Here is a 25,994-nt window from a genome sequence, read left to right as displayed (position 1 = left end):
ATCGTGCGGACGGGTGCCTGTCCGCCACCTTTACCGCCCGACCTCTCTGCCTGCGGCAAATCGTGCCGATTTGTTCAGTTGCTTTCAGCCCATCCATATTGTTTGAGCAGCAGAAATCAGAGGAGGCATTAGCCATTAAGCGTGAGGGTGATTCGCTGGTGGATTTCTGTGGGTATCTGCTGGCCTCAGTAGAGTGTGACGGCATGTTTATTGGCAATGCTTCTGTAGTGCCATTCAGCCCCCGGAAATACCTTTACCATGCTTATCTGTCGTACATGCAGAGTAATGACCTGAACAAGCCGGTGTCATTAACCCGCTTTGGATCGGATATGCCTGGGGCTATGGCCGAGTACGGGAAAGAGTATCCCAGGAAGAAAAGCACCAGGGGGAATATGCGCTCCAACATTAGCCTGAACAGTGATGCTGACGAGTGACTCCCTCTGGCAGCAGTGCTTGAAAATTAAAGTAATTAAATAAGTCTCCCCTACTATCCACCTCAAGGAATAAAACATTAAGTTAATGGGGAGACTTTAATAATAACTCTCCACTCACTGTCCACCTCTCCACTTTTTAACAAAAGAAGAGGGTGGAGGGTCAGAGAGGAGACTTACGGAGAGTTAAAAAATAACTGACCACCACTTAATTATCTGATAAAAAATAATAAAAACTCAAAAGTGGAGAGGTGGACAGTTAAACGCATAAACTTTATTTTTCCTGATTTACTGTTGCTCAGTATGTTGCTTTCGAAAGACCAACTTCATTCGTTTCTCTGTTGACCCATAGATAGTAGCTGGAGGACGCTGAGCTATTTTTTTCCCAATGTTCGCTATCACCTTCTTTTACTGCAAAGTGATAACCTAGCGTTGCAAGGTACGGTTTCAGAGATGATGAATCAGTGGTTTTACGAAAAATAATTGTACTCTGTTCTGCTGCTGAGCCATCGCGGGCCTGGTATTTGAAATAATAATCATGGCTGATACGAGGGGCTTTTTTAATATCACTGTCCGTGATTATATGATATAAAATGGAGTCGCTTTGATTGTATCCTTCCCCCCTTTCGGCTTTAGATTGAATGCTACAAGTGGTTAGCTCAATTGCTACAAGCAGGATTAACAGAATGCCCAATATTCTGAAGATTACTTTTCTCATGGTATGCTAAACCCCCGGTATTCGTTCAGGATAGAGGCTTTATCAATGATGCGAACAATACCTGATCTGAAGTCAGTGAAGGGTGTTATTGCGGTCATAAAGCCTGGAAGGTTCGCTTTGTAGGGGGTCAGTGGAACATTTTCTATTGGAGGATCTGGAAACAATAAAGGCTTAAAACCTTTGTTCTTGAAATTACCTATAGGGCCATAGTGATCCCAGCGCCTTAGAGCTGCTTCTTTGCTGACTGGTTGGATCATATTGATATAATTCATCGGGCGTACCACGCTGTAAAAGCCCAGTGGATCGGACACGAGGTCTTCACCACTGAACCCACTATCGGTGTACCAGCTAAACTAGGGCTGAGCCTGCCAGTTTCCGAAAAGGACGGCGGTGCGCATAACCATGGCAAGAAGAATACTGTGTATCTCATGCTGAGAGCGGCCTCGCTTGATATTCCAGCCAATATAACGCCCCGTGGCAAACTTTCCGGCCCGCATGATCTGTTCGTACTGAACCAGATAATAAGGTTTACGGCTCATCTCTCCCTGCGGAATTTGGATAGCGTTCTGGTAATGTCACCACCTAGAGCATGTCCAGGGTCTATCCAACCAGGTAGCTCTGTATACATCAATCCGGTCACACCTTTTCTGTACTCGCTTGGATCGATAATCTCACTTCGTTTGCTCATTTCCTTATGATTATTCCATCGGACAATTTAATAAAATATTGCTTAACTTGTTAAGTCACGTATTTTTCCTGCTCACTGTATCAAATTTTGTAAATTATCCGTACCCATGATTACCCGTGTTTACCCCCGTCTCTGATGGGGGTTTTCTTTCTGTTTTTCATCTATATCCTGATGTGTGGCACTCAGACGTGAGCCGTCAGGTTTGCCTCGCTCCTGACATAGCGTTCCTCACTACTGACGGCCTCCCCATTCCCGGACTGGTTTCACGTCTCAACACTTATCGTTACGAGAAACCACAACATGAAAAAATTGCTTGAAATTCGCCAGGCGAAAGCCGCCCTCAAAACCCGGATGCGCTCCATCATGGATAAAGCCACTGAGGAAAAACGCAACCTGAACGCCGACGAGGGTAAGCAGTTCGACAAACTCCGCGCCCAGGCCGAAACCCATGATACTGAAATGTCCCGTCTTGAAGTGCTGGCCGATGAAGAACGCAACGAACCCGGCAAACCGGTCAGCGGAAAAAATGATAAATCCCGTCCGTTTGGCACGCTGGAGAAAATGGTTGTCGATAGCGTCCGGTCTGATGACCTGATTGATTTGATTTACAAGCTGAAAGTGAAATACCGCAAAAATGCCGTATGGGTATCCGTCACAACTGCGATCCGGTTCTGGCCTGGACGATTGGTAACGTGGTGATGGAGTCTGACGCCAACGCCAATATCAAGCCAAACAAAAAGAAATCGGCCAACAAGATAGATCCGGCGATAGCGGGATTAATGGCGTTCGGCACCTGGCAGGTAGAGCATGAAAATTTCAGCTTTGATGTGTCAGAGGCCCATAAGCAGCGCCTGGCAACTCTTACCGGGATTTGAGGATTATCCATGCCGCACAAAAACATTGCTGAAGCACTGGCCGGAGCCATGCGTGAGGATGGCTGCGAGCTGGGCAGCACGGACCGCACAGCGCCACAGGGCAGACCGTGAACGTTCAGCCAGCAGCCCATACACATGGAACCAAACCCACCAGTCCCCGCCGCTGATAATGGTACAGGTGGTACAGCAAAACCGCCAAAAGCCCCGATTTGTTCTCATGCTTTCAGCCCATCCGGCGAGCATCCCTGATATAATCCTCCGCCTCAAAGGGTTCTCATGCTTTTTCCTGCATCCGTTGCTGTGCGTCGTTCTGTGGGGTAATTCGTGGGCAATCATTATAGTAAATTGATTACCATCAATCAGAGCCTTGTAAAATCAACAGGATAAATAAGAATGCTCAGCTATCGACACGATTTTCATTTCTGGTTTTAATGCTTTCTCATGCTTACCTAGTTTGTATGTTTATCAATAAGTTAACCTCAAAACCACACTGTATATTGTTCCAGTGTTTTTTGACGTTTGCGCAGTTATGCGGCAAACTGTGGGGTAATCGGTGGGGTAACGAAAACGGTTAAGAACTGAAGATGGCAACGTCAATCAATCGGCTCAGTGACAAAAAGTTACGTGCTTTACTTGGCGTACCAGCGGAGAGGCTTACAAAGATTTCTGACGGTGCCGGATTGATGGTGCGCGTCACGAAAGCGGGATCAATCACCTGGCTGTATAAATATCGCCTGGGTGGCCGTGAGACAGAGGCAAAACTGGCAACACTTGGCCGTTATCCCGATCTGAGTCTGGCAAAGGCGCGTGAAATGCGTGACCAGTGCCGCCAGTGGCTGGCAGAAGGGCGTGATCCGCAACGTATGCTAAAGCTTGACAGGCAAACCACGTTAAAGCCCGTCACGGTGAAAGATGCCATAGATTACTGGCTCACTCAGTATGTCGATGGGAATCTGGTTAATGATGTTCGATACCGCGAGCGATTTGATAATCACATCTTCCCCCACATTGGCGATATGGCACTCTCAGACTGCGAAACGCATCACTGGCTTACCTGCCTTGCCCGAACAAAGAAAACAGCCCCAAGCATTGCCGGAATGCTTCTACAGATGTCACAGCAGGCATTTAAATTTTGCCGTGTTCGCCGCTATGCGGTTAGTCACGTTCTGGACGGGTTAACAATGCAGGATATAGGCGTCAAAGTTAATCGCCGCAAGCGCGTTCTATCCAGTCGTGAATTGCGCGATCTACTTGCCGCCCTGAATACAGATTTCTTTGCGCCTTATTATCAAAATATCGTTTATTTGCTGCTGGTGTTTGGTGCCAGAACGGTAGAGCTGAGACTTTCAACACCCGGCGAATGGGATTTAAAAGACCGGCTCTGGACAGTGCCAGAGAACCACAGTAAAACCGGAGAGAAAATTATCAGGCCGATACCTGACAAACTGATGCCGTTGATTACCCAACTTCTGGAAGAAAATAAACGAAGTGGTTACCTGCTGGGCGAGCTGAAGAAAAACACCGCCGTTAGCCAGGTGGGAGCATACATAGCGCACAGGCTTGATCACGCTGAGCACTGGCGACTTCATGACTTGCGCCGCACCTTTTCAACCGGAATGAATGATTTAGGCATACCGCCACACATCGTTGAATTGCTTCTGGGGCACTCGCTGGGCGGGGTAATGGCCGTGTACAACCGTAGTCAATACCTGCCCGAAAAACTGGATGCACTGAATAAATGGGTTGAACGTCTCGATGTTCTGGCCGGTAATCACAGAAACGTAGTATTACTTAAGGCTGGTGGAGATGAATAACTATCCTGATTATGTTCACGATGAAATGATAAGATATTATGAGTCTGAACTTATTAATATTGGTGAATGTAAGGACATAGCGGGTAAGTTAATTTTTGATGAGCGAATGTCTTTCGTCTGGAGCGCACTTTCAAAAAGAGCCAATTCTAAGGAAATGCCATACTTTTTCTTTGCGAGTCTGACAGAGAAGATAGAATTGTTAAATAAAGGCCCTTGTGAATGGGATTTAATAACCCATAGAAACAAGATGGCTAAGCTAAAAAGGATTTCTGAACTTTCCAGGCTGCTCTCGTTGGAGATTGAGGGTACGCCAGTTGACATTTCAGTCACATCTTTCATGAATCATAGGGTTTTCGTTCGAAGTTTCCAAGATAAGTGGGAAGGCAATGATAGATTAAAAATGATGAATTTTACCCTTGAAAAATATTGCTCAGAAGGAAATGGCTTTTACTTTGATAAAACTGAAAACGATTTAGGAATTTCAAATGTATGGAGTTCTGTTGGAGTAAATGGGCCGCATGTAAGCTCTGTTCTTGATTCGTTGAGCAGAAAGGCCGCAGAATATAGCCCAGCATCGGTAATAAAAAGAAAAGGTGACAATCCCGAAAAGACTTATTTTGTCAGGTCTTTAAGTGATTTTTTCAAAGACTTTTTTGGTGAGTCTCTATATAACATCACAGCCGTTATAAGCAGCATTTTTCTCAACATTGAAATTGATATCGAGACAGTGGTCAGCATTACAAAGTCAGGTAAGCCATTGGCGTAAAACCATATGAAAACCCCTGTTTTATGCCAATGTTGCTTAATCGACATAAGAATCGCTTTTTGTGCCAATGATGTATAAATAGCGATTTATAGAGGTTTAGCGCAAATTACATAATCATTTTTGACACTGCACAATCTCCATAACACCAAAACGGAGAAGTAAACATGTCAAATAATGCACCTGCGCAAGCTCAACAATTTACCCCCCCGACTCCTGAGCAACGCCGCACTATTCTCAATGAGTACGCTTTCAAATACGACAAGCGCATTCGTGAGGATGAGTGCGTGGAAATCACCAGCCTTTCCCGATCTACCCGCTGGAAGATGGAGCAGGAAGGCCGCTTTCCCGCACGCTGTCACTTTGGTCGAAATAGCTGTGCTTGGCTCCTTTCTGATGTTCTCTGGTGGGTACGTAATCCACCGGCAGTAAATAACGTCAACAACCCATACAGCCGCAAATCGGCTTAAGGGGGCACTATGCAGAATTTAAATCAATTGGTACCCATCCATCGTGGAAACATTGGCGGCGAGATTGCATCCCTCGCCAGCGCCAAAAAGCTGCATGCCTTTCTGGAGGTTGGCCGCGACTTCACTACATGGATTAAGGGACGCGTCAACCAATACGGATTTACAGCGGGTGTGGATTTCATAGTTGTGGAAAATTTGAGCTCCCCCGTTTCGGGGAGCGCAAAATATCGCCAACAGCTTGAACATGATTACCTGATCACCACAGATATGGGTAAAGAACTGGCAATGGTTGAGCGCAACGATAAGGGCAGAGAGGTTCGCCGGTATTTCATCAACTGCGAACGACAAGCGAAGGCCGCTGCTATTCCTCAGTCACTTCCCGAAGCATTGCGCCTCGCCGCTGATATGGCAGAGAAAGCCACGCGCCTTGAAATCCAGTTGCAGGAGACAGCACCAAAAGCTGATTTCGTTGACCGGTTCGTAAATGCCTCTGGAAGCATGGGATTCAGGGAAGCGGCAAAACTTCTGAACATCAAAGAGACTTTGTTGCGCCGCTTCCTGATTGATAAAGGGATCATGTATGCGCTGGCAGGAAAATTGACACCTTACGCCCATCACATCGAGTCCGGGCGCTTTACTGTCAAAACTGGCGAGAACATGACTAATGGGCATGCATTCATCCAAGCGAAATTTACGCCAAAAGGTATTCAGTGGATGGCTAAAAAACTTTTTGAGGCTGGGATGCTGGGAGGTCGAAATGCGGGAGCCTAATAAAACAAAGGCGACCTTGCAGGGTCGCCAGTGGAGCAGAACAGAATTAACTCAGGGCCAGGATAGCACACTGATCATTCTGGTCAATCCTGATATAGCTGCTAATTCGAGCGAAGTCCAAGCGCCAAAAATGGCGTTAGCCTGCCGGGAGGGATGCTCAGATGTGAGCAACGGTCAGCCGTTTGGCTCTGTGCCAACAAGCTTCTCACAGGTTGGGCGCAACAAATCATGTTCTTTACTCCCACACACTAAATGTGAGGAAGAACAGGATTTAAAGATAATAAGCGCGATTATTACTGCGGCTAACACCAAGACTATTTTTTTCATTACTTATCCCTTTGGTTCGATGCCTAAATTGCGGAGCTTGTCCCGGCAAGCCTCTTTAACCCAGGCGCTAAATTGTCCGGGGCCAGCTTCTGAATCAATTTGCTGTAAAAGTGAGTCTTCGAAGCGGATATTTTTCTTTGTGCTGCCTGAACGTTCGAAAGCAGATTTGGTAATTTTATCTTGCACTGGTACGTACCGGTATTATAGGATGAAACCCAATGGTACGTACCACGATGTTTTTGTGCAACCATTAAATACAGCGAAGCCCGGAAGTGTTACCAGCACTAACGGGCCTCTAACCACCACCGTTAGAACAAGTAACGAGGCAGCTATGAAAGATCATACCACACACCCGCAAGGGCGGCATTTCTACACCTGGCGCTTTCTGGCACTTAACCGTCACGATAAGAACGCCACACTGTGCCGCCTGTCCGTTGAGGCTCCCACAGAACGCGAAGCCCGCCGCATTCTGGCACCACACTTCATCCTCTCGCTGGCTGCACGTTTGCCGCTTCAGGAGGTGCACCATGTCTAATCGCACAGTAGCCCAAAACCATCACTACAAGCTGGCCTGCACCGCCATGCATCATATAAACGCCCTGCTGATAGCTGTAGAGCAGCACGGCATTGAAATGGATAGCGGGGATGTTCTTGCAGCAATTGGCGGTATTCAGGCTATTGCCATAAACGTGAGTAGATCACTGGAGAAGCTTGGAGATATGGAGGTGAAGCATGGCTGATATGCATGGTATGCAAAAGCTCATCAACACTTATTACAACATCACCAGTAATGATGCTAAAGATGTGCTGAGGTTGGCGGAAGAGGCTGAAGATACGCTTTGTTCTGGCATTGTTGCCATCGGTGATCTGATGCATCACGCCTCTGAAAATAGTGATTATGGCGAAAATTCAATGCGTTCTGACATGTTCAATATTGGCTTGTTACTGCGGTGCCTGGGTAATTTTCAGGCTGCTATTGGCACTACCATTGAGAACTGTAAGCACTCTATCAGCCAGGCCAAAAGGGAGAAGCGCCAATGATCAGCAATGTAAAATTTAATGAGCTGTCTGGTCGTGTTGATTCTTTGCTTCAGCGTGTGGATGAACTTGACTCAAAAATTAAATCGCTGGTGGCTACACAGGGTGGTGAAATTCCGCCTGGCATGTCCCCTGTATCAACACTTGCGGCTGAATATGGTATTTCGACGAAGAAAGCTGAGGAGCTGGCACAGAACACCGGCGTGATGATAGTTAAACACAAAGCTGGTGGCTATCTGGTCCACGATGAGAAGTTCAGGGAGGCGGCACGGCTTGTACTTAAAGCGGCCAAACGTAAATATGGTTCGGCGTACTGGTATCACCCACTGATTGGCAAATTCCAGATGAGCGGGGGGATACCGAAATGACAGATACCGCAATCACGCATGAAGAAATGTCTGATGCGCTGTTCACCTGCGTTTACAGCTGGATAAATGGTCACGTACTGGACAAAAAAGAAACGGTGGCCGCAGCAGCGCGGCACAAGGATAAATCCACGCCATACGGCGCACTGGCGCAACGCCTGAAGGGCTTTGTGGTTGGTGCCGGGGTTACCTATGAGGAACTGAGCGAAAACGGCCTGTTGATGACCGACAAAGCCGCGCAGAAGAAAAACCGTATAGAGCTGGTGGCCGATCTGATTGGCAATGACGGTGTTAAAGCTGTTCTGACCGATTCCAGTCGGATCAACCGGGTATTCCCACCTGAAAAACCGGAGAAGAAAAAGAAACGTGTGGCTGATGCGGCCACATCTTCTCTGGCGCATATGGGACCAAGCCAGCGAGGGGAGGTGTTACTTAGTCACTATGATGGCCTTCTGTCGCTTCATGATGATTCAAATACCGTTCATCACTACACCGGAATTCTGTGGCAACCGCTGAACGATAAGGAACTGACGCGGGAGATGGCCGCTATTTTCATTGAGGCAGATGTACCCTATTCGATGCCAACCGCGAGGAACGCCGTTGATACGATGAAGCTGAGTCTGCCACTTATGGGGATCACTGCCCGTAATCTGATTGGTTTTCGCAACGGGGTTTTTGATACCCGGTCTGGGGTTTTCAGGGAACACAACCGGGAAGACTGGCTGCTGATCGCCAGTGATGTGGATTTTGTGCCGCAGCAGGATGGCGAGACACTGGAGAGCCATGCCCCGGCGTTCTGGAAGTGGCTGACCTGGGCAACCGGAGGCAACAGCCGTAAAGCGGATCGTGTTCTGGCCGCACTTTATATGGTTATGGCCAACCGCTTTGACTGGCAGTTGTTTCTTGAGGTTACCGGGGCTGGTGGCAGTGGTAAGAGCGTCATGGCTGAGATTTGCACCATGCTTGCAGGCAAGGCCAATACCGTATCGGCCAGCATGAAAGCACTGGAGGAACCGAGGGAAAGAGCGCTTGTCGTGGGCTACTCATTAATCATTATGCCGGACATGACGCGCTATGCAGGTGACGGCGCAGGCATCAAGGCGATCACTGGCGGTGATAAGGTGGCTATCGATCCGAAACATAAAGCTCCCTATTCCACCCGTATCCCTGCGGTGATTCTGGCCGTAAACAATAACGCTATGACGTTCAGTGACCGTAGCGGCGGCATATCCCGGCGCAGGGTGATATTCAACTTCTCACAGGTGGTGCCTGAGAACGAGCGTGATCCGCTGCTGACGGAGAAAATAGAGTCAGAGCTTCCGGTTATCATTCGCCATATGCTCACCCGGTTTGCTGATCAGTCAGAGGCAAAGCGTTTACTGTTTGAGCAGCAGAAGTCCGAAGAAGCGCTGGCTATCAAGCGTGAGGGAGATTCCCTGGTGGACTTCTGCGGCTATCTGATGGCTATGGTTGAGTGCGAGGGAATGATTGTGGGCAATGCTGAAATGGTGCCGTTCAGTCCGAGGCGTTACCTCTACCACTCCTATCTGGCGTATATGTCCGCGCATGGCCTGGGCAAGCCTGTTTCCCTGACGCGCTTCGGTACGGATATGCCGGGGGCAATGTCTGAGTACGGCAAAGAGTACAAGCGTAAGCAGTGCACCAGAGGGGCCGATAAGGGCAGAACCATTTCCAATATTCTGCTGGGTGACGATGCTGACGGCTGGCTCCCTGCTGCCTCAGGACTCCCCGATACAGATGTAAAAAATTAAAATAACTGGTTTAAGTGTCTACCGTGTCTACTGATGAAAATAATCATCTATAAATCAGTTAATTAGTACGGTAGACAGTTGGTAGACACTAAGGGTTAAAGTGTCTACCGTGTCTACTTTTTGATTGTTTTATATACAAAAGGTAGAGAGTCGGTAGACAGTAGTAGACACTTAAAAGGTCAACTCCCTACCACTTAACCTACTGAATTAAATGTAAAATATCGCTGCGGTAGACAGGTAGACACTTAAACGCATAAATTTTATTTTTCTGTGTTTTATTTTTTGTTTAAGCACCGTCAAACGCTTCCTGAATGAGAGGGAATAACGTTTGTGAAAAACCTGTACCAGCAACAACTGGCCCTTTAACCGGAGTTTTAAAATGCCAAAAACGCTTAAAGAAATTCGTGACCATTATGATCACTACGGTATCACCGACATTCCGACAATGGACTTACCTCACTATCAGCAGGTGCTGGCTGATGGCGCTTTCTTCTGGATAGATCACCATGATTTTGTGAGAAGCACTTTTTCTGAGGAAATCTTCGCCACAAACCGTGAACAGCTTGATGCGCTGATAGCCCACCTTCAGAAGTACAGGGAAAAGATGCAGGGGCAGGGTTGAAGCCTTTGCCAAAAAAAGCATTTGACCTGTCCCAACTGTAACAAAGTGATCTAAGATAGGCTAAATCATTAGCAAGGAGCATGTATGGATACGGTTGAAGAACTTAACGGGACGTACTTCTATAACGGTATTCCCAACCTTTCTGCGGGAGAATTATTCTTCTGGGTATTTCTGGATAAAATTGATGAGCAATACGGCATACATGATTTAGTCGCTGTCAGCAGCATTATCCTTGGGTTACCCTTACTGAAAACTCGTGCTAAGCCGGGTGCGGCAACCAAAGGGACTTCGATAGCCTCTAAAATGTCCCGTCAGTATCTTGATATACATTTGCCATTCAGGCTTCCCACTATCACGAATAAAAGCATTAAACTTTTAAAACCCATGTATGTGAATAACCTGGGGGCATTTGTTGGAAGAACGGTGCCGGTAGTCGGCTGGCTACTACTCGCGAATGATTTCGCCCAAATCACATTTAAAACGATGACCACTTATAATCGTATAGTTCGAGATGGTGATAAAGTATGGTAACTGAAAATGAGGTCCTCACTTTTTTTCAGGATGAGTTGCCCATATTAGGCTTGCTTCCAACTAAAAGTAATGCTGTGGGAATGGATGATATTCTTCAGGAATACACGGAACAAGAAGATCTATTTCCTACTCTTGATAAGTTCGGGCATCATTTCGGTATTGATTTATCTGCAATGGATATGAACAAATATTATCCGTGGGTTACGCCCTGGTTCTTCCGCAAGTGGTTTACCAGTAAACCTCTTAAACAAGAAAAGAAACCGCTCACGGTCAGGATGTTTGCTGAATCAGCCGAAGCGGGGCGCTGGCTTTATGACTGAGCAGTTAGATAAATAATTTTGTAAATTATTCGTACCCATGTTTACCCGTGATTACCCCTGTCTCTGACGGGGGTTTTCTTTATATTTTTCATGTATATCTTGAAAAGTGGCACTCAGACGTGAGCCGCCACTGGCCGTTAAATCAAGCTGTAGCGAGTGCAGCCTGTGGGATGCAGAAAAAGATTTAGCGGCCTCCCTATTCCCGGACTGGTTTCACGTCTCAACATTTAACGTTACGAGAAACCACGACATGAAAAAATTGCTTGAACTCCGCCAGGAGAAAACCGCCCTCAAAACCCGGATGCGCTCCATCATGGATAAAGCCACTGAGGAAAAACGCAACCTGAACGCTGACGAGGGTAAACAGTTTGATGAACTCCGCGCCAGAGCAGAATCCCTTGATACTGATATTTCCCGCCTTGAAGCGTTGGCCGATGAAGAACGCAATCAGCCGGGTAAGCCAGTGGACGGTAAAAAAGTCTCTAACGACGAGCTGCGTCACTACATCCTGACAGGCGAAACCCGCGCCCTTTCCACTGCGGTTGGCTCCGATGGCGGCTATACCGTTATTCCCGATCTCGACAAAGAGATTATGCGCCAGCTGACCGATGATTCCGTGATGCGTCAGATCGCCACCGTGAAGACCACCAGCAGCAATGAATATAAAAAGATGGTATCCGTGGGCGGTGCAGTAGTGAATCACGGCGAAGAAGGTGTGGCCCGTACCGAAACCAGTACGCCAAAGCTGGAAGAAGTAAGCATTAAGCTGTTCCCGATCTATGCCTATCCGAAGACCACCCAGGAAATTCTGGACTTCAGCGATGTGGATATTCTGGGCTGGCTGTCATCTGAAATCAGCGACACCTTCACCGAAACCGAAGAAACCGACCTGCTGACCGGAGACGGGGCTAAAAAGTCCAAAGGCTTCCTGTCCTATCCCCGCGCGGCCACTGGCGACAAAACCCGCCCGTTCGGTACGCTGGAGAAAATGGAGACTGCCGGAGCCTCGCCCGTTGCTGACGAGCTGATCGACCTGTTGTTTAAGCTGAAGGCCAAATACCGCAAAAATGCCGTATGGGTGATGAACTCCAGTTCAGCCGCTGCCCTTCAAAAGCTGAAGAACGGTAACGGTGACTACATCTGGCGTGATCGTCTGACTGAGGGTTCCCCTGATCTGCTGCTGGGCCGTCCGGTTTACTACCTTGAAAACATGAGCGATGCAGCAGCAGGCGAACCGGTGCTGGCCGTGGGCGACTTCAGGCGCGGTTACTACATCGTGGATCACACTACCGGAGTGCGTACCCGCCCGGACAACATTACCGAACCGGGGTTCTACAAGGTGCACACCGATAAATACCTGGGCGGCGGGCTGGTGGACTCCAACGCCATCAAGGTACTGGAAATTCCGGGTTCAGGTTCCTGATCCGATGATTCAGGGGCTGCGGCCCCTTTCCTGCCTTCTGGAGTCTGACCCATGAAAAATAATGATTTTGAAATCCGCACCTCTGAACTGAGCGCCGCCGATAAAAAGCTGGTGGGCTATGCCGTCCGTTACAACAGCCTGTCAGAGGTTATCTGGGACGAGTTTGTAGAACAGTTCGCACCCGGTGCCTTTGCGGCCAGTCTCGCCAGCGGTACTGACTGCCGCGCACTGTACGAACATGATTATACCCAGCTGCTGGGGCGCACCACGTCCGGCACTCTGATCCTCACCGAAGACAATACCGGACTGCGCTTTGAGCTGACGCCACCCGATACTCAGCTGGGCCGCGATGTGCTTACGCTGGTGGAGCGTGGCGATATCTCCGGAATGTCCTTCGGCTTCAGAGCGCTCAATGAGGAATGGAACGTTGCCGCCTCGCCCTATGTCCGCACCGTGACCGCCGCCGAGCTGCGGGAGATCACCGTCACCAGTATGCCCGCCTACACAGAGAGCAGTGTGGAGATCGCCCGCCGTTCTCTCTTGTCACAGCATCCTTCGCTGGCTGGCCTGAGTCTGGACATGCGCCGCCGTCAGGCCGAACTGGCGGGGTTGTGATATGTGGCCTTTTCGCAGAAAAGACGAGCAGCGGAGCATGACCATTGATGAGTTTCTGGCGATGGCAGGGATTCCCAATACCGGTTCAGGCGAATACGTGTCTGCGGGTACAGCGGAGTCTCTGCCTGCGGTGATGAATGCCGTGGCGGTAATCAGTGAGGCCGTGGCAACAATGCCCTGCTATCTGTATAAAGTCCGTAATGATAAAGGCCGTGAAGCGCGTGAATGGCTGGACGGTCACCCGGTGGATCACCTGTTGAACGAAGCGCCCAACGACTGCCAGACCGCCTACCAGTTCAAACGTACCATGATGCGCCACTGCCTGCTGAACGGTAACGCCTACGCGGTGATCCAATGGGGCCGTGATGGACAACCGCAATCATTATATCCGTATGTACCCGGCGCAGTGGTGCCGGAGCGCATTGCCGAACATCGCTATAAATACACCATTACCGAACCCTACAGCGGCACGGTGCGCACCTATCTACAGGAAGAAATCCTGCATCTGCGTTATGCCACGGACGATGGATTTCTGGGCCGTTCGCCGATCACCATCTGCCGGGAAACGCTGGGTCTTGGTCTTGCCCAGCAGCGGCACGGGGCCAGCATCATGAAAGATGGCATGATGGCAGCGGGTATCGTCAAATCAAAGGACTGGCTGGATAGTGTGAAGGGCAAGCAGGCGCTGGACGCACTGGAGCGTTACAAAGGTGCGAAGAACGCCGGAAAAACACCCATCCTCGAAGGTGGCATGGAGTACGAACAGCTTGGCATGAGCAATCAGGATGCCGAATGGCTGGCCTCCCGACGCTTCACGATTGAAGACATTGCCCGCATGTTCAACGTGTCGCCAATCTTCCTTCAGGAATACGGCAACAGCACCTACAGCAATTTCAGTGAGGCCAGCCGTGCCTTTCTTACAATAACCATGCGTCCGTGGCTTGCCAACTTTGAGCAGCAGATTAAATCCTCCCTGCTGGTGGCCTCGCCCGTTCCCGGCATCCGGTATCAGATGGAATTCGACTCTGCCGATCTTCTCCGCGCCACACCTACCGATCGTTATGCCACCTATGAGAAAGGCATTAAGTCCGGCGTGATGTGTCCTAACGAAGCCCGCGAACGCGAAGGGATGCCCCCACGTGAAGGTGGTGACGAGTTCAGCCAGGCATGGAAACAGGAGTTCAGCGTGAAGAAGTCCGGGGAGGCTGAACAGTGAGAGCCGGAACCATGCGTCACCGCGTGACCATTCAGAATTTCAAGTCAAAGCGCCTGCCGTCCGGGCAGATTCAGCAGGTATGGACAGACACTGCCACCGTATGGGCCGAGGTGAAAGGCGTGAGCGGGCATGAGGTTATCGCCAGCGGTGCGGAAAAATCAGAGGTCACCTTTCGCATGTGGATACGCTACCGGGCCGATGTGACCAGCGCCAGCAGGATACTCTGGCAGCAGAAAGGCCAGACCAGACAGGGTTATGCCGTGGTGTCAGCCCTGCCGGATGAAAAGAACACGCGGCTTGAACTGTTATGCAAAGGAGGCGTTAAGCCATGAGTGAACTGATCACGCTGGCAGAGGCAAAGCTGCACTGCCGCATTGATGATGACTATGAAGACACGCTGATTGAGGCCTATATCACCGCCGCGCTTGAGGTCTGTCAGAAGCATATCGGCAAACGCTTTGACACCGAGCCGCCGCAGATTGCTTTCAATCCTGCCCTGAAGGTGGGCTGCATGATGTACGTCTCACAGCTGTATGAATACCGCACCACTATCAGTGAAGTGGAAACCAGCGAAGTATCGATGGCTATATCCGCGCTGTGGTCAGTCTATCGCGATGTGGGAGTGTACTGATGCCGTGGCAACCCTTACGCCGCTGTAGTGAGGCTGGCTGTAATGTCCGGGTGAAGTCAGGCAAATGCGATACCCATAAGCGGGCGGCATCCAGACAGCAGAACGCCAGACGAGACGGACGCCGTGAACGGGGATATACGCCTGAATGGGATAAGTATCGACTGGTCTTTCTGAAGGCTAACCCGTTATGTGTTCACTGCCTCCGTCTGAACATCTATACGGCTGCAACCATTGTTGATCACATCATCCCTATTGAAGGTGGCGATGATGTGCTGTTCTGGCCTGCCAGCAATCATCAGCCGCTATGTCATTCCTGTCACTCCCGCAAGACCACAACCACAGACCCGGTGACCAAGCAGCAGCGTAAGGCAGGTAAGTACCGTGAGCAGGAAGAAGCCGCACGTCACCGTAACGACTGGATGTATACCCATGACTGAGCAGGAGATGAGGCAGCTTGTGGCCGCACTGACCCGCAGCCGTGAGCAGTTCACCCGCAGACAGCACGCCAGCCCGCGCAGGCGAACGTCAGAGCGTGATCGTGATATTCGGGAGGCGATACGCAACCGCTGACCGTTCAGGAGTGAAATGATTGCAGATGCAACTATATCAATGAGAACGATTATCATCGGGAGGGTGGGGGTGTCCGGCATGACAACACCCTGACCCGGTGGCACCACCCGCTCCCTCAAATTTTTACGCGCGGCATTTTTTTTAACAGCAGAAAGTCACAGGGAAACAACAAATTATGGCAAGACCCCCAAAACCGCCCATCTATCTGGATGATATTGCGGTACAGCAGTGGAAGGCAAAGTCTAAGCAGCTGGCGGATCGTGGTGATCTGACGCCTGCCGACTGGAACAGCCTGGAATTGTATTGCGTCAACTACTCAATGTACCGGAAGGCTGTTGAAGATATTGCCCAGCGCGGGTTTTCTGTTGAGGGTTCCCGGGGTGCCACCACCAGTAATCCGGCCCTGAAGGCGAAATCAGATGCTGAAAAAATCATGATAAAAATGTCGGCACTGCTGGGCTTTGACCCGGTAAGCCGTAACCGGACACCTGTTAACGTGGAAAAGAAAGATGGACTGTCAGCCCTGGAATAAGTACGCCAGCGACATTAAAAGTGGTGTAATTCCGGCCTGTAAACGGGTTAAACAGGCAGTGGAACGGTATTTTTCAGACCTGAAAGACCCCCGTTATACATTTGACGTTGAGAATGTTGAGCGGTTTATAGCGTTTTCAGCCTTCTGTCCGCACGTCAAAGGCCCGCTGCGCGGCCAGCCGATTATGCTGGAACCGTGGCAGCAGTTCGCTTTTGCCTGCCTGCTGGGCTTCCGGGTGAAAGCAACCGGACGCCGGAAATACAAGAGCGCCTATATTCAGGTGCCGCGCAAGAACGCTAAATCCACCGTGGCCGCAATGCTGGCTAACTGGTTTCTGGTGATGGAGCACGGGCAGCAGGATATTTACACCGCCGCCGTGAGCCGGGATCAGGCCCGTATCGTGTTCGACGATGCCCGCCAGATGTGCCTGTTATCAAAGCCGCTGAAAAAACGCCTGACCATTCAGCAGCATAAAATGATTTACGCGAAGTCCAACAGCCTGCTCAGGCCACTGGCGGCCAAAGCAGCGACCATCGAAGGGACTAACCCCAGCCTGGCGATTGTGGACGAGTACCACCTGCACCCGGATAACGGCGTTTACTCCGCGCTTGAGCTGGGCATGGGCGCACGGCCCGAGGGTATTCTGTTCGCCATTACCACCGCAGGCAGCAACGTGGTATCAGCCTGTAAGCAGCATTACGATTACTGTTGCCAGATACTGGCCGGAGAGGAAACTAACGAATCACTGTTTGCCCTGATTTACGAGCTGGATGACGAAAGCGAGATAGACTCCCCGGCGTTGTGGATAAAGGCCAATCCCAATCTGGATATTTCCGTTGACGGTGCGGCGCTGGCTGACACCATCCAGAAGGCCAGAGGCATTCCCTCGCAGTGGGTTGAAATGCTTACAAAGCGTTTTAATATCTGGTGCCAGGGTGCCACGCCGTGGATGGGGTCCGGCGCATGGGACGCCTGCAAGGACGATTACAGCGAGTCTGACCTGGCCGGAATGGAGTGTTACGCCGGGCTTGACCTGTCATCTACCGGAGACATTACCAGCGTCTGCTATGCGTTCCCGTCTGACCGGAAAATCCGGCTGCTGACCCGCCACTACCTGCCAGAAGCGCAGCTGAACAACGTAGCCAATAAAAATCGCGCCATTTACCGCCAGTGGGCTAAATCGGGCTGGATACGCACCACGCCGGGTGACTGCATCGACTATGACCGCATCCGTGACGATATTCTGCGTGATGCTGAGGTGTTTGGAATAAAGCTGGTAGGCTTCGATACCTGGAACGCCACGCACTTACGCACCCAGCTACAGGGCGCGGGCCTCGACGTGGAGCCGTTCCCGCAGACCTATCTGAAGTTCAGCCCGGTAGCGAAGTCGCTGGAGGTGTTCGTAAACCGCAGGGTTATACGGCACAACGGCGATCCGGTTCTGGCCTGGGCGATTGGTAACGTGGTGATGGAGTCTGACGCCAACGCGAACATTAAGCCGAACAAAAAGAAATCGGCCAACAAGATAGACCCGGCGATAGCGGGATTAATGGCGTTCGGCACATGGCAGGCCGAGCATGAAGATTTCAGCTTTGATATGTCCGAGGCCCATAAGCAGCGCCTGGCAACTTTTACCGGGATTTGAGGATTATCCATGCCGCACAAAAACATTGCTGAAGCACTGGCCGGAGCCATGCGGGAGGATGGCTGCGAGCTGGACTGCACAGACCGCCTGATTATCCGGCAAACCCTCTACCGTGCACTGACCGCACAGCGCCGCAGGGCAGACCGTGAGCGTTCAGCCAGCAAAACTTATATCTGGCGTAAACCTTCACCACGAAGAAAGTAGGGATTTCTGTATGTTCTTTGTGCTAATTTATTAGACGTTTAGATTAATTACAGGAGGTTACCAGTATGAATCCGATACTGGAAAAGGCATTAGAACATTTAAACGTTATCAATAATTCATCGGCAGGAATGCTTGCTCATCCACTGGATGAGAGCAGAACAAAAGAAATGCTGAAATTCCTGAAAAGCGAAGGTGTTCCCTTTAACCATAGTGATATTTTAGAATGGGCGCGTTCGAAAGGATGGGCAGAGCGAAACTCGAAAGAACTTGCTGACCTTGCCGAAAGAACAGGGGCTGGTGGACGTGTGGTAATTAAATACCCTGGGCGGCTTGGTGATAAAATCACCTCAGAGTTACGAGCCATGAAGTAAGTTTTAGATCATATTAAACAGGTCGCTTTTGCGGCCTTTTTTATGTTCGAAGTTACCCGGCTACGGTATACACAGCAGCGATTTGTTCCCATGCTTTCAGCCCATTCAGCAACCATCCCTGATATAATCCCCTGCTTCAAAATGTTCTCATGCTTTTTCCTGCATCCGTTGCTGTGCGCCGTTCTGTGGGGTAATCCGTGGGGTAATATTTGTAATTATTTGATTCAATACAAATTAAAACCATTTAAATTCAACAGGATATTTAAAAATGCTCAGCTATCGACACAGTTTTCATGCCGGTAACCATGCCGATGTACTCAAGCACACGGTTCAGAGCCTGATCATTGATGCGCTCAACGAGAAAGAGAAATCGTTCCTTTATCTTGATACCCATGCCGGTGCCGGACGCTACCAGTTGAGCGGCGAACATGCTGAACGTACAGGTGAATATCTGGAAGGTATTGCCCGTATCTGGCAGCAGGATGATTTACCGGCAGAGCTGGCCAGCTATATTTCCTGCATCAAGGCTTTGAATCCGGGCGGCAGATTGCGTTATTACCCCGGTTCACCGCTGATTGCGCGTCATTTGCTGCGGGCTGGCGATAAACTGAATCTGACCGAGCTGCACCCGAGTGATTATCCGCTGCTGCGTAATGAATTCCAGAAAGATGAACGCGCCCGCACCGAGCGTGCAGACGGCTACCAGCAGTTAAAATCAAAACTACCGCCACCCTCACGCCGGGGCCTGATACTGATCGACCCGCCCTATGAAATGAAAAGCGACTATCAGGCGGTCGTGAAGGGTATTCAGGAAGGCTATAAACGTTTTGGCACCGGCACCTATGCATTGTGGTATCCGGTGGTATTGCGCCAGCAGATTAAGCGTCTGTTTGCCGATCTGCAAGCCACCGGCATCCGTCGTATTTTGCAGATCGAACTGGCGGTGCTGCCTGACAGCGATCGGCGCGGCATGACCGCATCGGGCATGGTGGTGATTAACCCACCATGGAAACTGGAGCAGCAGATGAATAATGTGTTGCCGTGGCTGCATAAGCATTTGGTACCCGGCGGCACCGGGCACACTAAAGTCAGCTGGATTGTACCGGAGTAATCTTTGCTGCCGGGTAACGCTCCCGGCAGCTTCTGTGGCGTTATAAGCTGAAGAGCGAAAAATCGTGCGCCATCTCTGTTTGCGGGAAAATCTGCCGACACTCTGCCAGTAACCGTTCATCATCCTCGCGCAGATAACGCGAACTGAGGTGCGTCACAATCAGCCTTTTCGCTCCGGCCTGTTTTGCCACCGTCGCAGCCTGCACGGTGGAAGAGTGTCCGCGTCCATTGGCTTTTTCTTCCATTGCCACCTCCAGGGTGGCTTCATGTACCACCACATCGGCGTTGTCAGCCAGTTCAGCTGCGGCAGCTGTCGGGCCGGTATCGCCAAAAATCGCCAGCGTCAGCCCCTTAACCGATGGCCCCAGATAGTGGCGGCCATCGACAACCCGGCCATCCTGCATCGTCACCGTTTTGCCTCGCTTAAGCTGCTGGAAAAGGTGGCCTGGTTTGATGCCATCAGCCAGCAGACGCGCAGCATCAAGCCTTCCCGGCTTATCATGCTGTTCAATACGAAAGCCATAGCATTCGACCGGATGGGTCAGCGGAAAGGCTGTTACACGGAAGTGCTCATCGTTGAAGACTTCTCCGGCAGTAATTTCCACAATCTCCAGCGGAAAGCAGAGCCAGGAACCGCTGAGACTGAGGGTGGTTTCCACAAAGGCTTTAATCCCCGGCGGTCCATAAAGCGTGATGGGATCTTTGTTGCCACTCATTGACCGGCTGGTCAGCAATCCCGGCAGGCCAAAAACATGGTCACCATGCAGATGGGTAATAAAAATTTTCTCCAGCCTGGCTGGCTTGACCGGACTGCGCATTATCTGATGCTGCGTGCCTTCCCCACAGTCGAACAACCAACTGCCACCGCGCGCTGGCGGTAGATTTAAGGCAATACTGGTGACATTACGCAGGCGGCTCGGTGTGCCTGCGCCGGTTCCTAAAAATAACAGTTCCATCCGTCTTCCCTCTGCGCGTTGCTTAGCAAGCCCCGATTATTACCGATTTTTCTGCACTCCGCCCTATCGCAATCATAGGTGCAATCTTTGCGGGATGGACCCGAGTAACGCTACACTAACGCCAGTTTACTTCACCGACTTATTGGAACATTCCCGATGACCAGACATTATGACTACCTTGCTATTGGTGGCGGCAGCGGCGGCATCGCCTCTGTAAATCGCGCTGCCATGTATGGACAAAAGTGCGCGCTGATCGAGGCAAAAGATCTGGGCGGTACCTGCGTGAATGTCGGATGTGTGCCGAAAAAAGTAATGTGGCATGCAGCGCAAATTGCTGAAGCAATCCATCAGTACGGCCCGGACTACGGTTTTGATACCACCGTAAACAGCTTCAACTGCAATACGCTGGTTAAAAATCGTAGCGCCTACATTGACCGCATCCATACCTCTTATGACAACGTGTTAGGCAAAAATAAGGTTGAGGTGATCAAAGGTTTCGCCCGCTTTATTGATGCACACACCGTGGAAGTTAACGGTGAGAAGATCACTGCGGACCACATTCTGATTGCCACCGGTGGCCGTCCCAGCCAGCCTTCAGTGCCTGGTGCAGAATACGGTATCGATTCTGACGGCTTTTTCGAGCTGGATGCCCTGCCGAAACGCACCGCCGTGGTGGGCGCTGGTTACATCGCGGTTGAAATTGCGGGCGTGGTCAACGCTCTGGGTTCTGAAACTCATCTGTTCGTGCGCAAACATGCCCCATTGCGTTCTTTCGATCCGTTGATCGTTGAAACGCTGGTTGAGGTGATGAACACCGAAGGCCCAACGCTGCACACCGAGTCTGTGCCAAAGGCGGTAATCAAAAATGCCGATGGCAGCCTGACTCTGCAACTGGAAAACGGTAAAGAGCAGACCGTTGATTGCCTGGTATGGGCGATTGGTCGCGAACCGGCGACTGATAATCTGAACCTGGAAGCGACCGGTGTAAAGCTGAATGAAAAAGGCTATATCAACGTCGATAAATATCAGAATACCAGCGTCGCGGGCATTTACGCGGTGGGTGATAACACTGGCGCAGTCGAATTGACTCCGGTCGCGGTGGCAGCGGGTCGTCGCCTGTCTGAACGCCTGTTTAATAACAAACCGGAAGAGCACCTGGATTACAGCAACGTCCCCACCGTGGTCTTCAGCCATCCTCCAATTGGTACTGTTGGCCTGAGCGAACCCGAAGCCCGTGAGCAATACGGGGATGACCAGGTAAAAGTGTATAAATCCGCTTTCACCGCCATGTATACCGCTGTGACGCAGCATCGCCAGCCGTGCCGTATGAAGCTGGTTTGCGTCGGAAAAGATGAGAAAATTGTCGGTATTCACGGTATCGGTTACGGTATGGATGAGATGTTGCAGGGCTTTGCGGTGGCGCTGAAAATGGGCGCAACCAAAAAAGATTTCGACAATACCGTAGCGATTCACCCGACTGGTGCGGAAGAATTTGTCACCATGCGCTGATTCAGCTTCTCGCCCGCAATCATGCTGATTGCAGTTCTCGCCGGTTACGCAGCGCATGTTAATGCGCGCTTAACAGGGACGCAGAGAGAATTTTCAGTCACACCGGGGCCCATAATCAGGGCCCTTTTTTTCGTCCCGCCCAATCATGCCGTTCAAAGCAACGAGTTGCATATTGACCTACGCTTATCAGCGGAAGCAATGTCATGCCCTGACCGTCACGTCCCGTAATCCTCGACAAAATGAAAGGAATTAACTATCACACCCGTAGTTTTATACAGGTAGGACTTATCCGGAAAGGCATTTATCGTACCAAGACATCAGAACATCTTAAAAAATGGAGCTTATTCATGAGTACGCCAACCGATTCACAAGACACCTCCGCTGCGGGAAAATGCCCCTTTCATCAGGGCAAACAGGAACAGCATGCGGGTGGCGGCACGACCAGCCGTGACTGGTGGCCCAATCAATTACGCGTGGACCTGCTCAATCAACACTCTGAACGTTCTAATCCGCTGGGCAAAGGTTTTAACTATCGTCAGGAGTTCAGCAAGCTTGACTATTTCGCGCTGAAAGGCGATCTCAAAGCACTGCTGACTGATTCTCAACCGTGGTGGCCAGCCGACTGGGGCAGCTATATCGGTCTTTTCATCCGTATGGCCTGGCACAGTGCGGGGACCTACCGTTCTGTCGATGGCCGTGGCGGCTCCGGACGCGGTCAGCAGCGCTTTGCGCCATTAAACTCATGGCCGGATAACGTCAGCCTTGATAAGGCCCGCCGCTTGCTATGGCCGGTCAAACAGAAGTATGGTCAGAAAATTTCCTGGGCTGACCTCTATATTCTGGCGGGTAACGTGGCGCTGGAAAGTGCCGGTTTTCGCACCTTCGGTTTTGGTGCCGGGCGCGAAGACGTCTGGGAGCCGGATATGGATGTGGACTGGGGAAGTGAAAAAACCTGGCTGGAGCATCGCCATCCTGAATCTCTGGCCCAGGCTCCGTTGGGTGCCACCGAAATGGGTCTGATTTATGTTAACCCTGAAGGGCCTGAACACAGCGGCGATCCTGCTTCAGCAGCCCCGGCGATTCGGGCGACCTTCGGCAATATGGGTATGGATGATGAGGAGATTGTTGCTCTGATTGCAGGTGGTCATACGCTGGGTAAAACTCACGGTGCTGGCGAAACCAGTCATGTCGGAGCCGATCCGGAAGCCGCCTCGATTGAATCACAAGGCTTCGGCTGGTCAAGCACGCATGGAAGTGGCTCAGGCGCAGATGCCATCACTTCTGGTCTGGAAGTGGTATGGTCACAAACACCGACGCAGTGGAGCAATTACTTTTTCGAAAACCTGTTCAAATATGAGTGGGTGCAGACACGTAGTCCGGCGGGAGCCATTCAGTTTGAGGCGGTTAATGCTGAAGAAATTATTCCCGATCCATTCGATAAGGCTAAAAAACGTAAACCAACCATGTTGGTTACCGACCTGACATTACGTTTCGATCCGGAATTCGAAAAAATTTCCCGTCGTTTTCTTAACAACCCACAGGCGTTTAACGAAGCGTTCGCCCGCGCCTGGTACAAGCTGACTCACAGAGATATGGGACCTCTGGCTCGCTATATTGGACCGGAAGTGCCGAAAGAAGCGTTAATCTGGCAGGATCCGCTGCCGCAGGCGGTTCATCATCCTGACAATGCAGATATTGACAATCTGAAAACGGCTATCGCGCAATCCGATCTGTCCGTCAGCGAAATGGTTTCTGTTGCCTGGGCGTCAGCGTCCACTTTCCGGGGTGGTGACAAACGTGGCGGTGCAAATGGTGCCAGACTGGCGCTGGCACCACAACGCGACTGGCCGGTGAATGCAAATGTGGCGCGTGCGGTGTCCGTCTTGCAGGGCATCCAGCAGGCATCCGGCAAAGCTTCGCTGGCTGATATTATCGTGCTGGCGGGTGTGGTTGGCGTTGAGAAAGCCGCGCAGGCCGCGGGGGTTAACATTTCCGTTCCTTTCGCGGCAGGACGTGTAGATGCAAGCCAGGATCAAACCGATATTGATCTCTTCGAACTGCTTAATCCAGCTGCTGATGGCTTCCGCAGCTATCGTCGCGTCTTCAATAGTGCTTCTACCGAGGAGTTGCTGATTGATAAAGCGCAGCAGCTTACGCTGACCGCACCTGAACTGACCGCCCTGATTGGTGGCCTGCGCGTTCTTGGCGCTAATTTTGACGGCAGCCAGCATGGTGTGTTCACGCAAAGCGCGGGCATACTCAGCAACGACTTTTTCGTTAATCTGCTGGATATGGGTAATGAATGGAAAGCGACCGGCAGCAGCAACGAGATTTTTGAAGGACGCGATCGACTCACCGGGGAGGTGAAATTTACCGCTACCCGCGCAGATCTGGTATTTGGATCTAACGCAGTGCTGCGTTCCGTGGCGGAAGTTTACGCCAGCAGTGATGCCAAAGAGAAGTTCGTTACTGACTTCGTGGCGGCATGGAACAAGGTAATGAATCTGGATCGTTTCGATTTGGCGTAACGTTCACCGGGAGGGGCCTCTCGCCCCTCCTGACTTATCAGCCTGTCACCTGCACAAAGCGGCCACTGCCCCCACGTGATATCATGATCACCCCATTCTCGATAATCCCCCGCTGAAATCTCTCCCTGTTTCGAAAATACCTTGGTTAACAAAAAGATAAACAAGCGCCACTTATGCCTTGCATGAGGTGTAACTCTTTCTGATATCTCTTTTTTCTTCAGGGAAGCTATGGTTAACAAACACGGCATGACCTGATCTGAGGAAAAGAACATGAGTACATTTACGGCGCAGGATGGTACACAGATTTATTTTAAAGACTGGGGCAAAGGGAAACCTGTACTTTTCAGCCACGGCTGGCCCCTGGATGCGGATATGTGGGAGAGCCAGATGTATTTCCTGGCAGAACGCGGCTTTCGGGTGATCGCTACGGACCGCCGTGGTTTTGGTCGTTCAGATCAACCGTGGCAAGGTTATGATTACGATACTTTTGCTTCAGACATTAATGACCTGTTGCAGCACCTTGATCTGCGGGATGTCACTCTGGTGGGCTTTTCTATGGGCGGTGGCGACGTCAGCCGCTATATCGGGAAGTATGGTACAGACCGGGTGACCAGCCTGGTGCTGCTGGGCGCAGTCACACCCCTGTTTATAAAAACGGACGATCACCCTGAAGGCGTTGATAAATCGGTATTTGACGACATTAAGCGCGGTTTACTTAAAGATCGCGCCCAGTTTATCAGTGACTTTGCCACACCATTTTACGGTACGAATCAGGGCATGTCGGTTTCTGCCGGCGTGCTGACACAGACGCTGAATATGGCCTTGCTGGCTTCCCTTAAGGGAACACTTGAGTGTGTCACCGCATTTTCTGAAACCGATTTTCGGCCCGATATGGCGAAAATCACCGTTCCAACGTTGATAATCCATGGCAGTAACGATCAGGTGGTGCCCTTCGAAGCCACGGGCAAGCTGGCCGCTAAAATGATTAAGCACTCTCAGTTAAAAATTTATGACGGTGCGCCGCACGGTTTTGCCGTGACCCATCAACAGCAGTTGAACGAGGATCTGCTGGCCTTTCTTAACTCTCTGTAATCAAAATGAAAAAAAGGGGCCGCCGCCCCTTTTATGCGCATCTGGAATGAAAGTCTGGCTGTTTTTTAAAGATTCCGCACCGATGAC

At 50.7% G+C, this 25,994-nt stretch carries 29 protein-coding genes and 5 pseudogenes; 30 read left to right on the top strand and 4 right to left on the bottom strand.

Translation table 11 applies throughout. The annotated features are described in order from the left end of the window. Positions 1–95: 95 nt before the first annotated feature. Positions 96–434, top strand: a pseudogene (locus AC3RPL_RS20725) (primase-like DNA-binding domain-containing protein); the annotation flags it as partial. Between the two features lie 295 nt (positions 435–729). Here AC3RPL_RS20725 and AC3RPL_RS20720 read toward each other — a convergent pair. After that, positions 730–1,149 carry a hypothetical protein gene (locus tag AC3RPL_RS20720; RefSeq protein WP_490741386.1) on the bottom strand — a complete coding sequence of 140 codons (420 nt, stop codon included), beginning with the start codon at positions 1,147–1,149 and terminating at the stop codon, positions 730–732. Then, a pseudogene (locus AC3RPL_RS20715) lies at positions 1,146–1,837 on the bottom strand (hypothetical protein). Before AC3RPL_RS20715 ends, AC3RPL_RS20720 begins: the two are co-directional and overlap by 4 nt. A gap of 300 nt (positions 1,838–2,137) precedes the next feature. On the opposite strand from AC3RPL_RS20715, the pseudogene AC3RPL_RS20710 reads away from it, so the two are divergent. The 6 genes and pseudogenes from AC3RPL_RS20710 to AC3RPL_RS20685 all read left to right on the top strand — a co-directional run. Continuing rightward, positions 2,138–2,485 (top strand): annotated as a pseudogene (locus AC3RPL_RS20710) (hypothetical protein); the annotation flags it as partial. Between the two features lie 2 nt (positions 2,486–2,487). Continuing rightward, a pseudogene (locus tag AC3RPL_RS20705) lies at positions 2,488–2,712 on the top strand (terminase TerL endonuclease subunit); the annotation flags it as partial. 584 nt (positions 2,713–3,296) lie between these two features. Continuing rightward, positions 3,297–4,526, top strand: a complete 1,230-nt coding sequence (locus AC3RPL_RS20700) for a tyrosine-type recombinase/integrase (RefSeq protein WP_490740997.1) — start codon at positions 3,297–3,299, stop codon at positions 4,524–4,526. After that, positions 4,519–5,292: a hypothetical protein gene (locus AC3RPL_RS20695; RefSeq protein ID WP_490740996.1), complete on the top strand. Its 774-nt coding sequence runs from the start codon at positions 4,519–4,521 to the stop codon at positions 5,290–5,292. The genes AC3RPL_RS20700 and AC3RPL_RS20695 overlap by 8 nt, the downstream gene beginning before the upstream one ends. Before the next feature lie 164 nt (positions 5,293–5,456). Next, the gene (locus AC3RPL_RS20690) at positions 5,457–5,759 is read left to right on the top strand and encodes a helix-turn-helix transcriptional regulator (RefSeq protein ID WP_490741385.1); all 303 of its coding nucleotides are present in this window, start codon (positions 5,457–5,459) and stop codon (positions 5,757–5,759) included. A gap of 27 nt (positions 5,760–5,786) precedes the next feature. Further along, positions 5,787–6,530, top strand: a pseudogene (locus tag AC3RPL_RS20685) (phage antirepressor KilAC domain-containing protein); the annotation flags it as partial. A gap of 330 nt (positions 6,531–6,860) precedes the next feature. On the opposite strand, the gene AC3RPL_RS20680 reads toward AC3RPL_RS20685, so the two are convergent. Then, the gene (locus tag AC3RPL_RS20680; protein WP_490740995.1) at positions 6,861–7,043 is read right to left on the bottom strand and encodes a DUF3950 domain-containing protein; all 183 of its coding nucleotides are present in this window, start codon (positions 7,041–7,043) and stop codon (positions 6,861–6,863) included. A gap of 145 nt (positions 7,044–7,188) precedes the next feature. On the opposite strand from AC3RPL_RS20680, the gene AC3RPL_RS20675 reads away from it, so the two are divergent. The 20 genes from AC3RPL_RS20675 (at position 7,189) to AC3RPL_RS20580 (ending at position 19,823) form a co-directional block, all read left to right on the top strand. Beyond that, positions 7,189–7,392 (top strand): host cell division inhibitor Icd-like protein, encoded by a 204-nt coding sequence (locus tag AC3RPL_RS20675; RefSeq protein ID WP_490738512.1) that lies wholly within the window; start codon positions 7,189–7,191, stop codon positions 7,390–7,392. Beyond that, a complete protein-coding gene (locus AC3RPL_RS20670) occupies positions 7,385–7,597 on the top strand; it encodes a hypothetical protein (protein ID WP_490738513.1) in 213 nt (70 codons plus the stop codon). Before AC3RPL_RS20675 ends, AC3RPL_RS20670 begins: the two co-directional genes overlap by 8 nt. Beyond that, positions 7,590–7,898, top strand: a complete 309-nt coding sequence (locus AC3RPL_RS20665) for a hypothetical protein (protein ID WP_490738514.1) — start codon at positions 7,590–7,592, stop codon at positions 7,896–7,898. The genes AC3RPL_RS20670 and AC3RPL_RS20665 overlap by 8 nt, the downstream gene beginning before the upstream one ends. Beyond that, positions 7,895–8,263: a hypothetical protein gene (locus AC3RPL_RS20660; protein WP_490738515.1), complete on the top strand. Its 369-nt coding sequence runs from the start codon at positions 7,895–7,897 to the stop codon at positions 8,261–8,263. Before AC3RPL_RS20665 ends, AC3RPL_RS20660 begins: the two co-directional genes overlap by 4 nt. Continuing rightward, positions 8,260–10,032, top strand: a complete 1,773-nt coding sequence (locus AC3RPL_RS20655) for a DNA primase family protein (RefSeq protein ID WP_490738516.1) — start codon at positions 8,260–8,262, stop codon at positions 10,030–10,032. The genes AC3RPL_RS20660 and AC3RPL_RS20655 overlap by 4 nt, the downstream gene beginning before the upstream one ends. A 379-nt stretch (positions 10,033–10,411) precedes the next feature. Continuing rightward, complete coding sequence (locus tag AC3RPL_RS20650; RefSeq protein ID WP_490738517.1) at positions 10,412–10,654, top strand: hypothetical protein; 243 nt, start codon at positions 10,412–10,414, stop codon at positions 10,652–10,654. A gap of 84 nt (positions 10,655–10,738) precedes the next feature. After that, positions 10,739–11,185, top strand: coding sequence for an STM2901 family protein (locus AC3RPL_RS20645; protein ID WP_490738518.1), 447 nt, complete (start codon positions 10,739–10,741; stop codon positions 11,183–11,185). Beyond that, positions 11,179–11,505, top strand: a complete 327-nt coding sequence (locus AC3RPL_RS20640) for a DUF1493 family protein (protein ID WP_490738519.1) — start codon at positions 11,179–11,181, stop codon at positions 11,503–11,505. The genes AC3RPL_RS20645 and AC3RPL_RS20640 overlap by 7 nt, the downstream gene beginning before the upstream one ends. A gap of 250 nt (positions 11,506–11,755) precedes the next feature. After that, positions 11,756–12,928 carry a phage major capsid protein gene (locus AC3RPL_RS20635; RefSeq protein ID WP_490738520.1) on the top strand — a complete coding sequence of 391 codons (1,173 nt, stop codon included), beginning with the start codon at positions 11,756–11,758 and terminating at the stop codon, positions 12,926–12,928. A gap of 51 nt (positions 12,929–12,979) precedes the next feature. Continuing rightward, positions 12,980–13,543 (top strand): HK97 family phage prohead protease, encoded by a 564-nt coding sequence (locus AC3RPL_RS20630; protein WP_490738521.1) that lies wholly within the window; start codon positions 12,980–12,982, stop codon positions 13,541–13,543. Between the two features lies 1 nt (position 13,544). Continuing rightward, complete coding sequence (locus tag AC3RPL_RS20625) at positions 13,545–14,759, top strand: phage portal protein (protein WP_490740994.1); 1,215 nt, start codon at positions 13,545–13,547, stop codon at positions 14,757–14,759. Next, complete coding sequence (locus AC3RPL_RS20620; protein WP_490738523.1) at positions 14,756–15,091, top strand: phage head closure protein; 336 nt, start codon at positions 14,756–14,758, stop codon at positions 15,089–15,091. The genes AC3RPL_RS20625 and AC3RPL_RS20620 overlap by 4 nt, the downstream gene beginning before the upstream one ends. Continuing rightward, positions 15,088–15,390, top strand: coding sequence for a head-tail connector protein (locus AC3RPL_RS20615; RefSeq protein ID WP_490738524.1), 303 nt, complete (start codon positions 15,088–15,090; stop codon positions 15,388–15,390). Before AC3RPL_RS20620 ends, AC3RPL_RS20615 begins: the two co-directional genes overlap by 4 nt. Further along, the gene (locus tag AC3RPL_RS20610) at positions 15,390–15,827 is read left to right on the top strand and encodes an HNH endonuclease (protein ID WP_490738525.1); all 438 of its coding nucleotides are present in this window, start codon (positions 15,390–15,392) and stop codon (positions 15,825–15,827) included. The genes AC3RPL_RS20615 and AC3RPL_RS20610 overlap by 1 nt, the downstream gene beginning before the upstream one ends. 7 nt (positions 15,828–15,834) lie before the next feature. Then, positions 15,835–15,960 (top strand): hypothetical protein, encoded by a 126-nt coding sequence (locus AC3RPL_RS20605; protein ID WP_490738526.1) that lies wholly within the window; start codon positions 15,835–15,837, stop codon positions 15,958–15,960. A gap of 175 nt (positions 15,961–16,135) precedes the next feature. Further along, a complete protein-coding gene (locus tag AC3RPL_RS20600; protein WP_490738527.1) occupies positions 16,136–16,492 on the top strand; it encodes a phage terminase small subunit P27 family in 357 nt (118 codons plus the stop codon). After that, the gene (locus AC3RPL_RS20595; protein WP_490738528.1) at positions 16,470–18,137 is read left to right on the top strand and encodes a terminase large subunit; all 1,668 of its coding nucleotides are present in this window, start codon (positions 16,470–16,472) and stop codon (positions 18,135–18,137) included. Before AC3RPL_RS20600 ends, AC3RPL_RS20595 begins: the two co-directional genes overlap by 23 nt. Before the next feature lie 9 nt (positions 18,138–18,146). Next, positions 18,147–18,341, top strand: coding sequence for a hypothetical protein (locus AC3RPL_RS20590; protein ID WP_490738529.1), 195 nt, complete (start codon positions 18,147–18,149; stop codon positions 18,339–18,341). 65 nt (positions 18,342–18,406) lie between these two features. Next, complete coding sequence (locus AC3RPL_RS20585) at positions 18,407–18,712, top strand: DUF1889 family protein (protein ID WP_490738530.1); 306 nt, start codon at positions 18,407–18,409, stop codon at positions 18,710–18,712. A 268-nt stretch (positions 18,713–18,980) separates the two neighbouring features. Further along, complete coding sequence (locus tag AC3RPL_RS20580) at positions 18,981–19,823, top strand: 23S rRNA (adenine(2030)-N(6))-methyltransferase RlmJ (RefSeq protein WP_490741384.1); 843 nt, start codon at positions 18,981–18,983, stop codon at positions 19,821–19,823. A 40-nt stretch (positions 19,824–19,863) separates the two neighbouring features. On the opposite strand, the gene rnz is transcribed toward AC3RPL_RS20580, so the two are convergent. Continuing rightward, complete coding sequence (gene rnz / locus AC3RPL_RS20575; protein WP_490741383.1) at positions 19,864–20,778, bottom strand: ribonuclease Z; 915 nt, start codon at positions 20,776–20,778, stop codon at positions 19,864–19,866. Between the two features lie 156 nt (positions 20,779–20,934). On the opposite strand from rnz, the gene gorA reads away from it, so the two are divergent. The 3 genes from gorA (at position 20,935) to AC3RPL_RS20560 (ending at position 25,907) form a co-directional block, all read left to right on the top strand. Beyond that, a complete protein-coding gene (gene gorA, locus AC3RPL_RS20570; RefSeq protein WP_490741382.1) occupies positions 20,935–22,287 on the top strand; it encodes a glutathione-disulfide reductase in 1,353 nt (450 codons plus the stop codon). 347 nt (positions 22,288–22,634) lie between these two features. Further along, complete coding sequence (gene katG / locus AC3RPL_RS20565; protein WP_490741381.1) at positions 22,635–24,815, top strand: catalase/peroxidase HPI; 2,181 nt, start codon at positions 22,635–22,637, stop codon at positions 24,813–24,815. 270 nt (positions 24,816–25,085) lie between these two features. After that, a complete protein-coding gene (locus AC3RPL_RS20560) occupies positions 25,086–25,907 on the top strand; it encodes an alpha/beta fold hydrolase (RefSeq protein ID WP_490741380.1) in 822 nt (273 codons plus the stop codon). The last annotated feature ends 87 nt before the right edge of the window (positions 25,908–25,994 follow it).

The sequence above is a fragment of the Erwinia papayae genome (genome assembly GCF_058241465.1).
The sequence above is the reverse complement of the archived record's forward strand: the minus strand, read 5'-3'. Positions and strand labels throughout refer to the sequence as shown.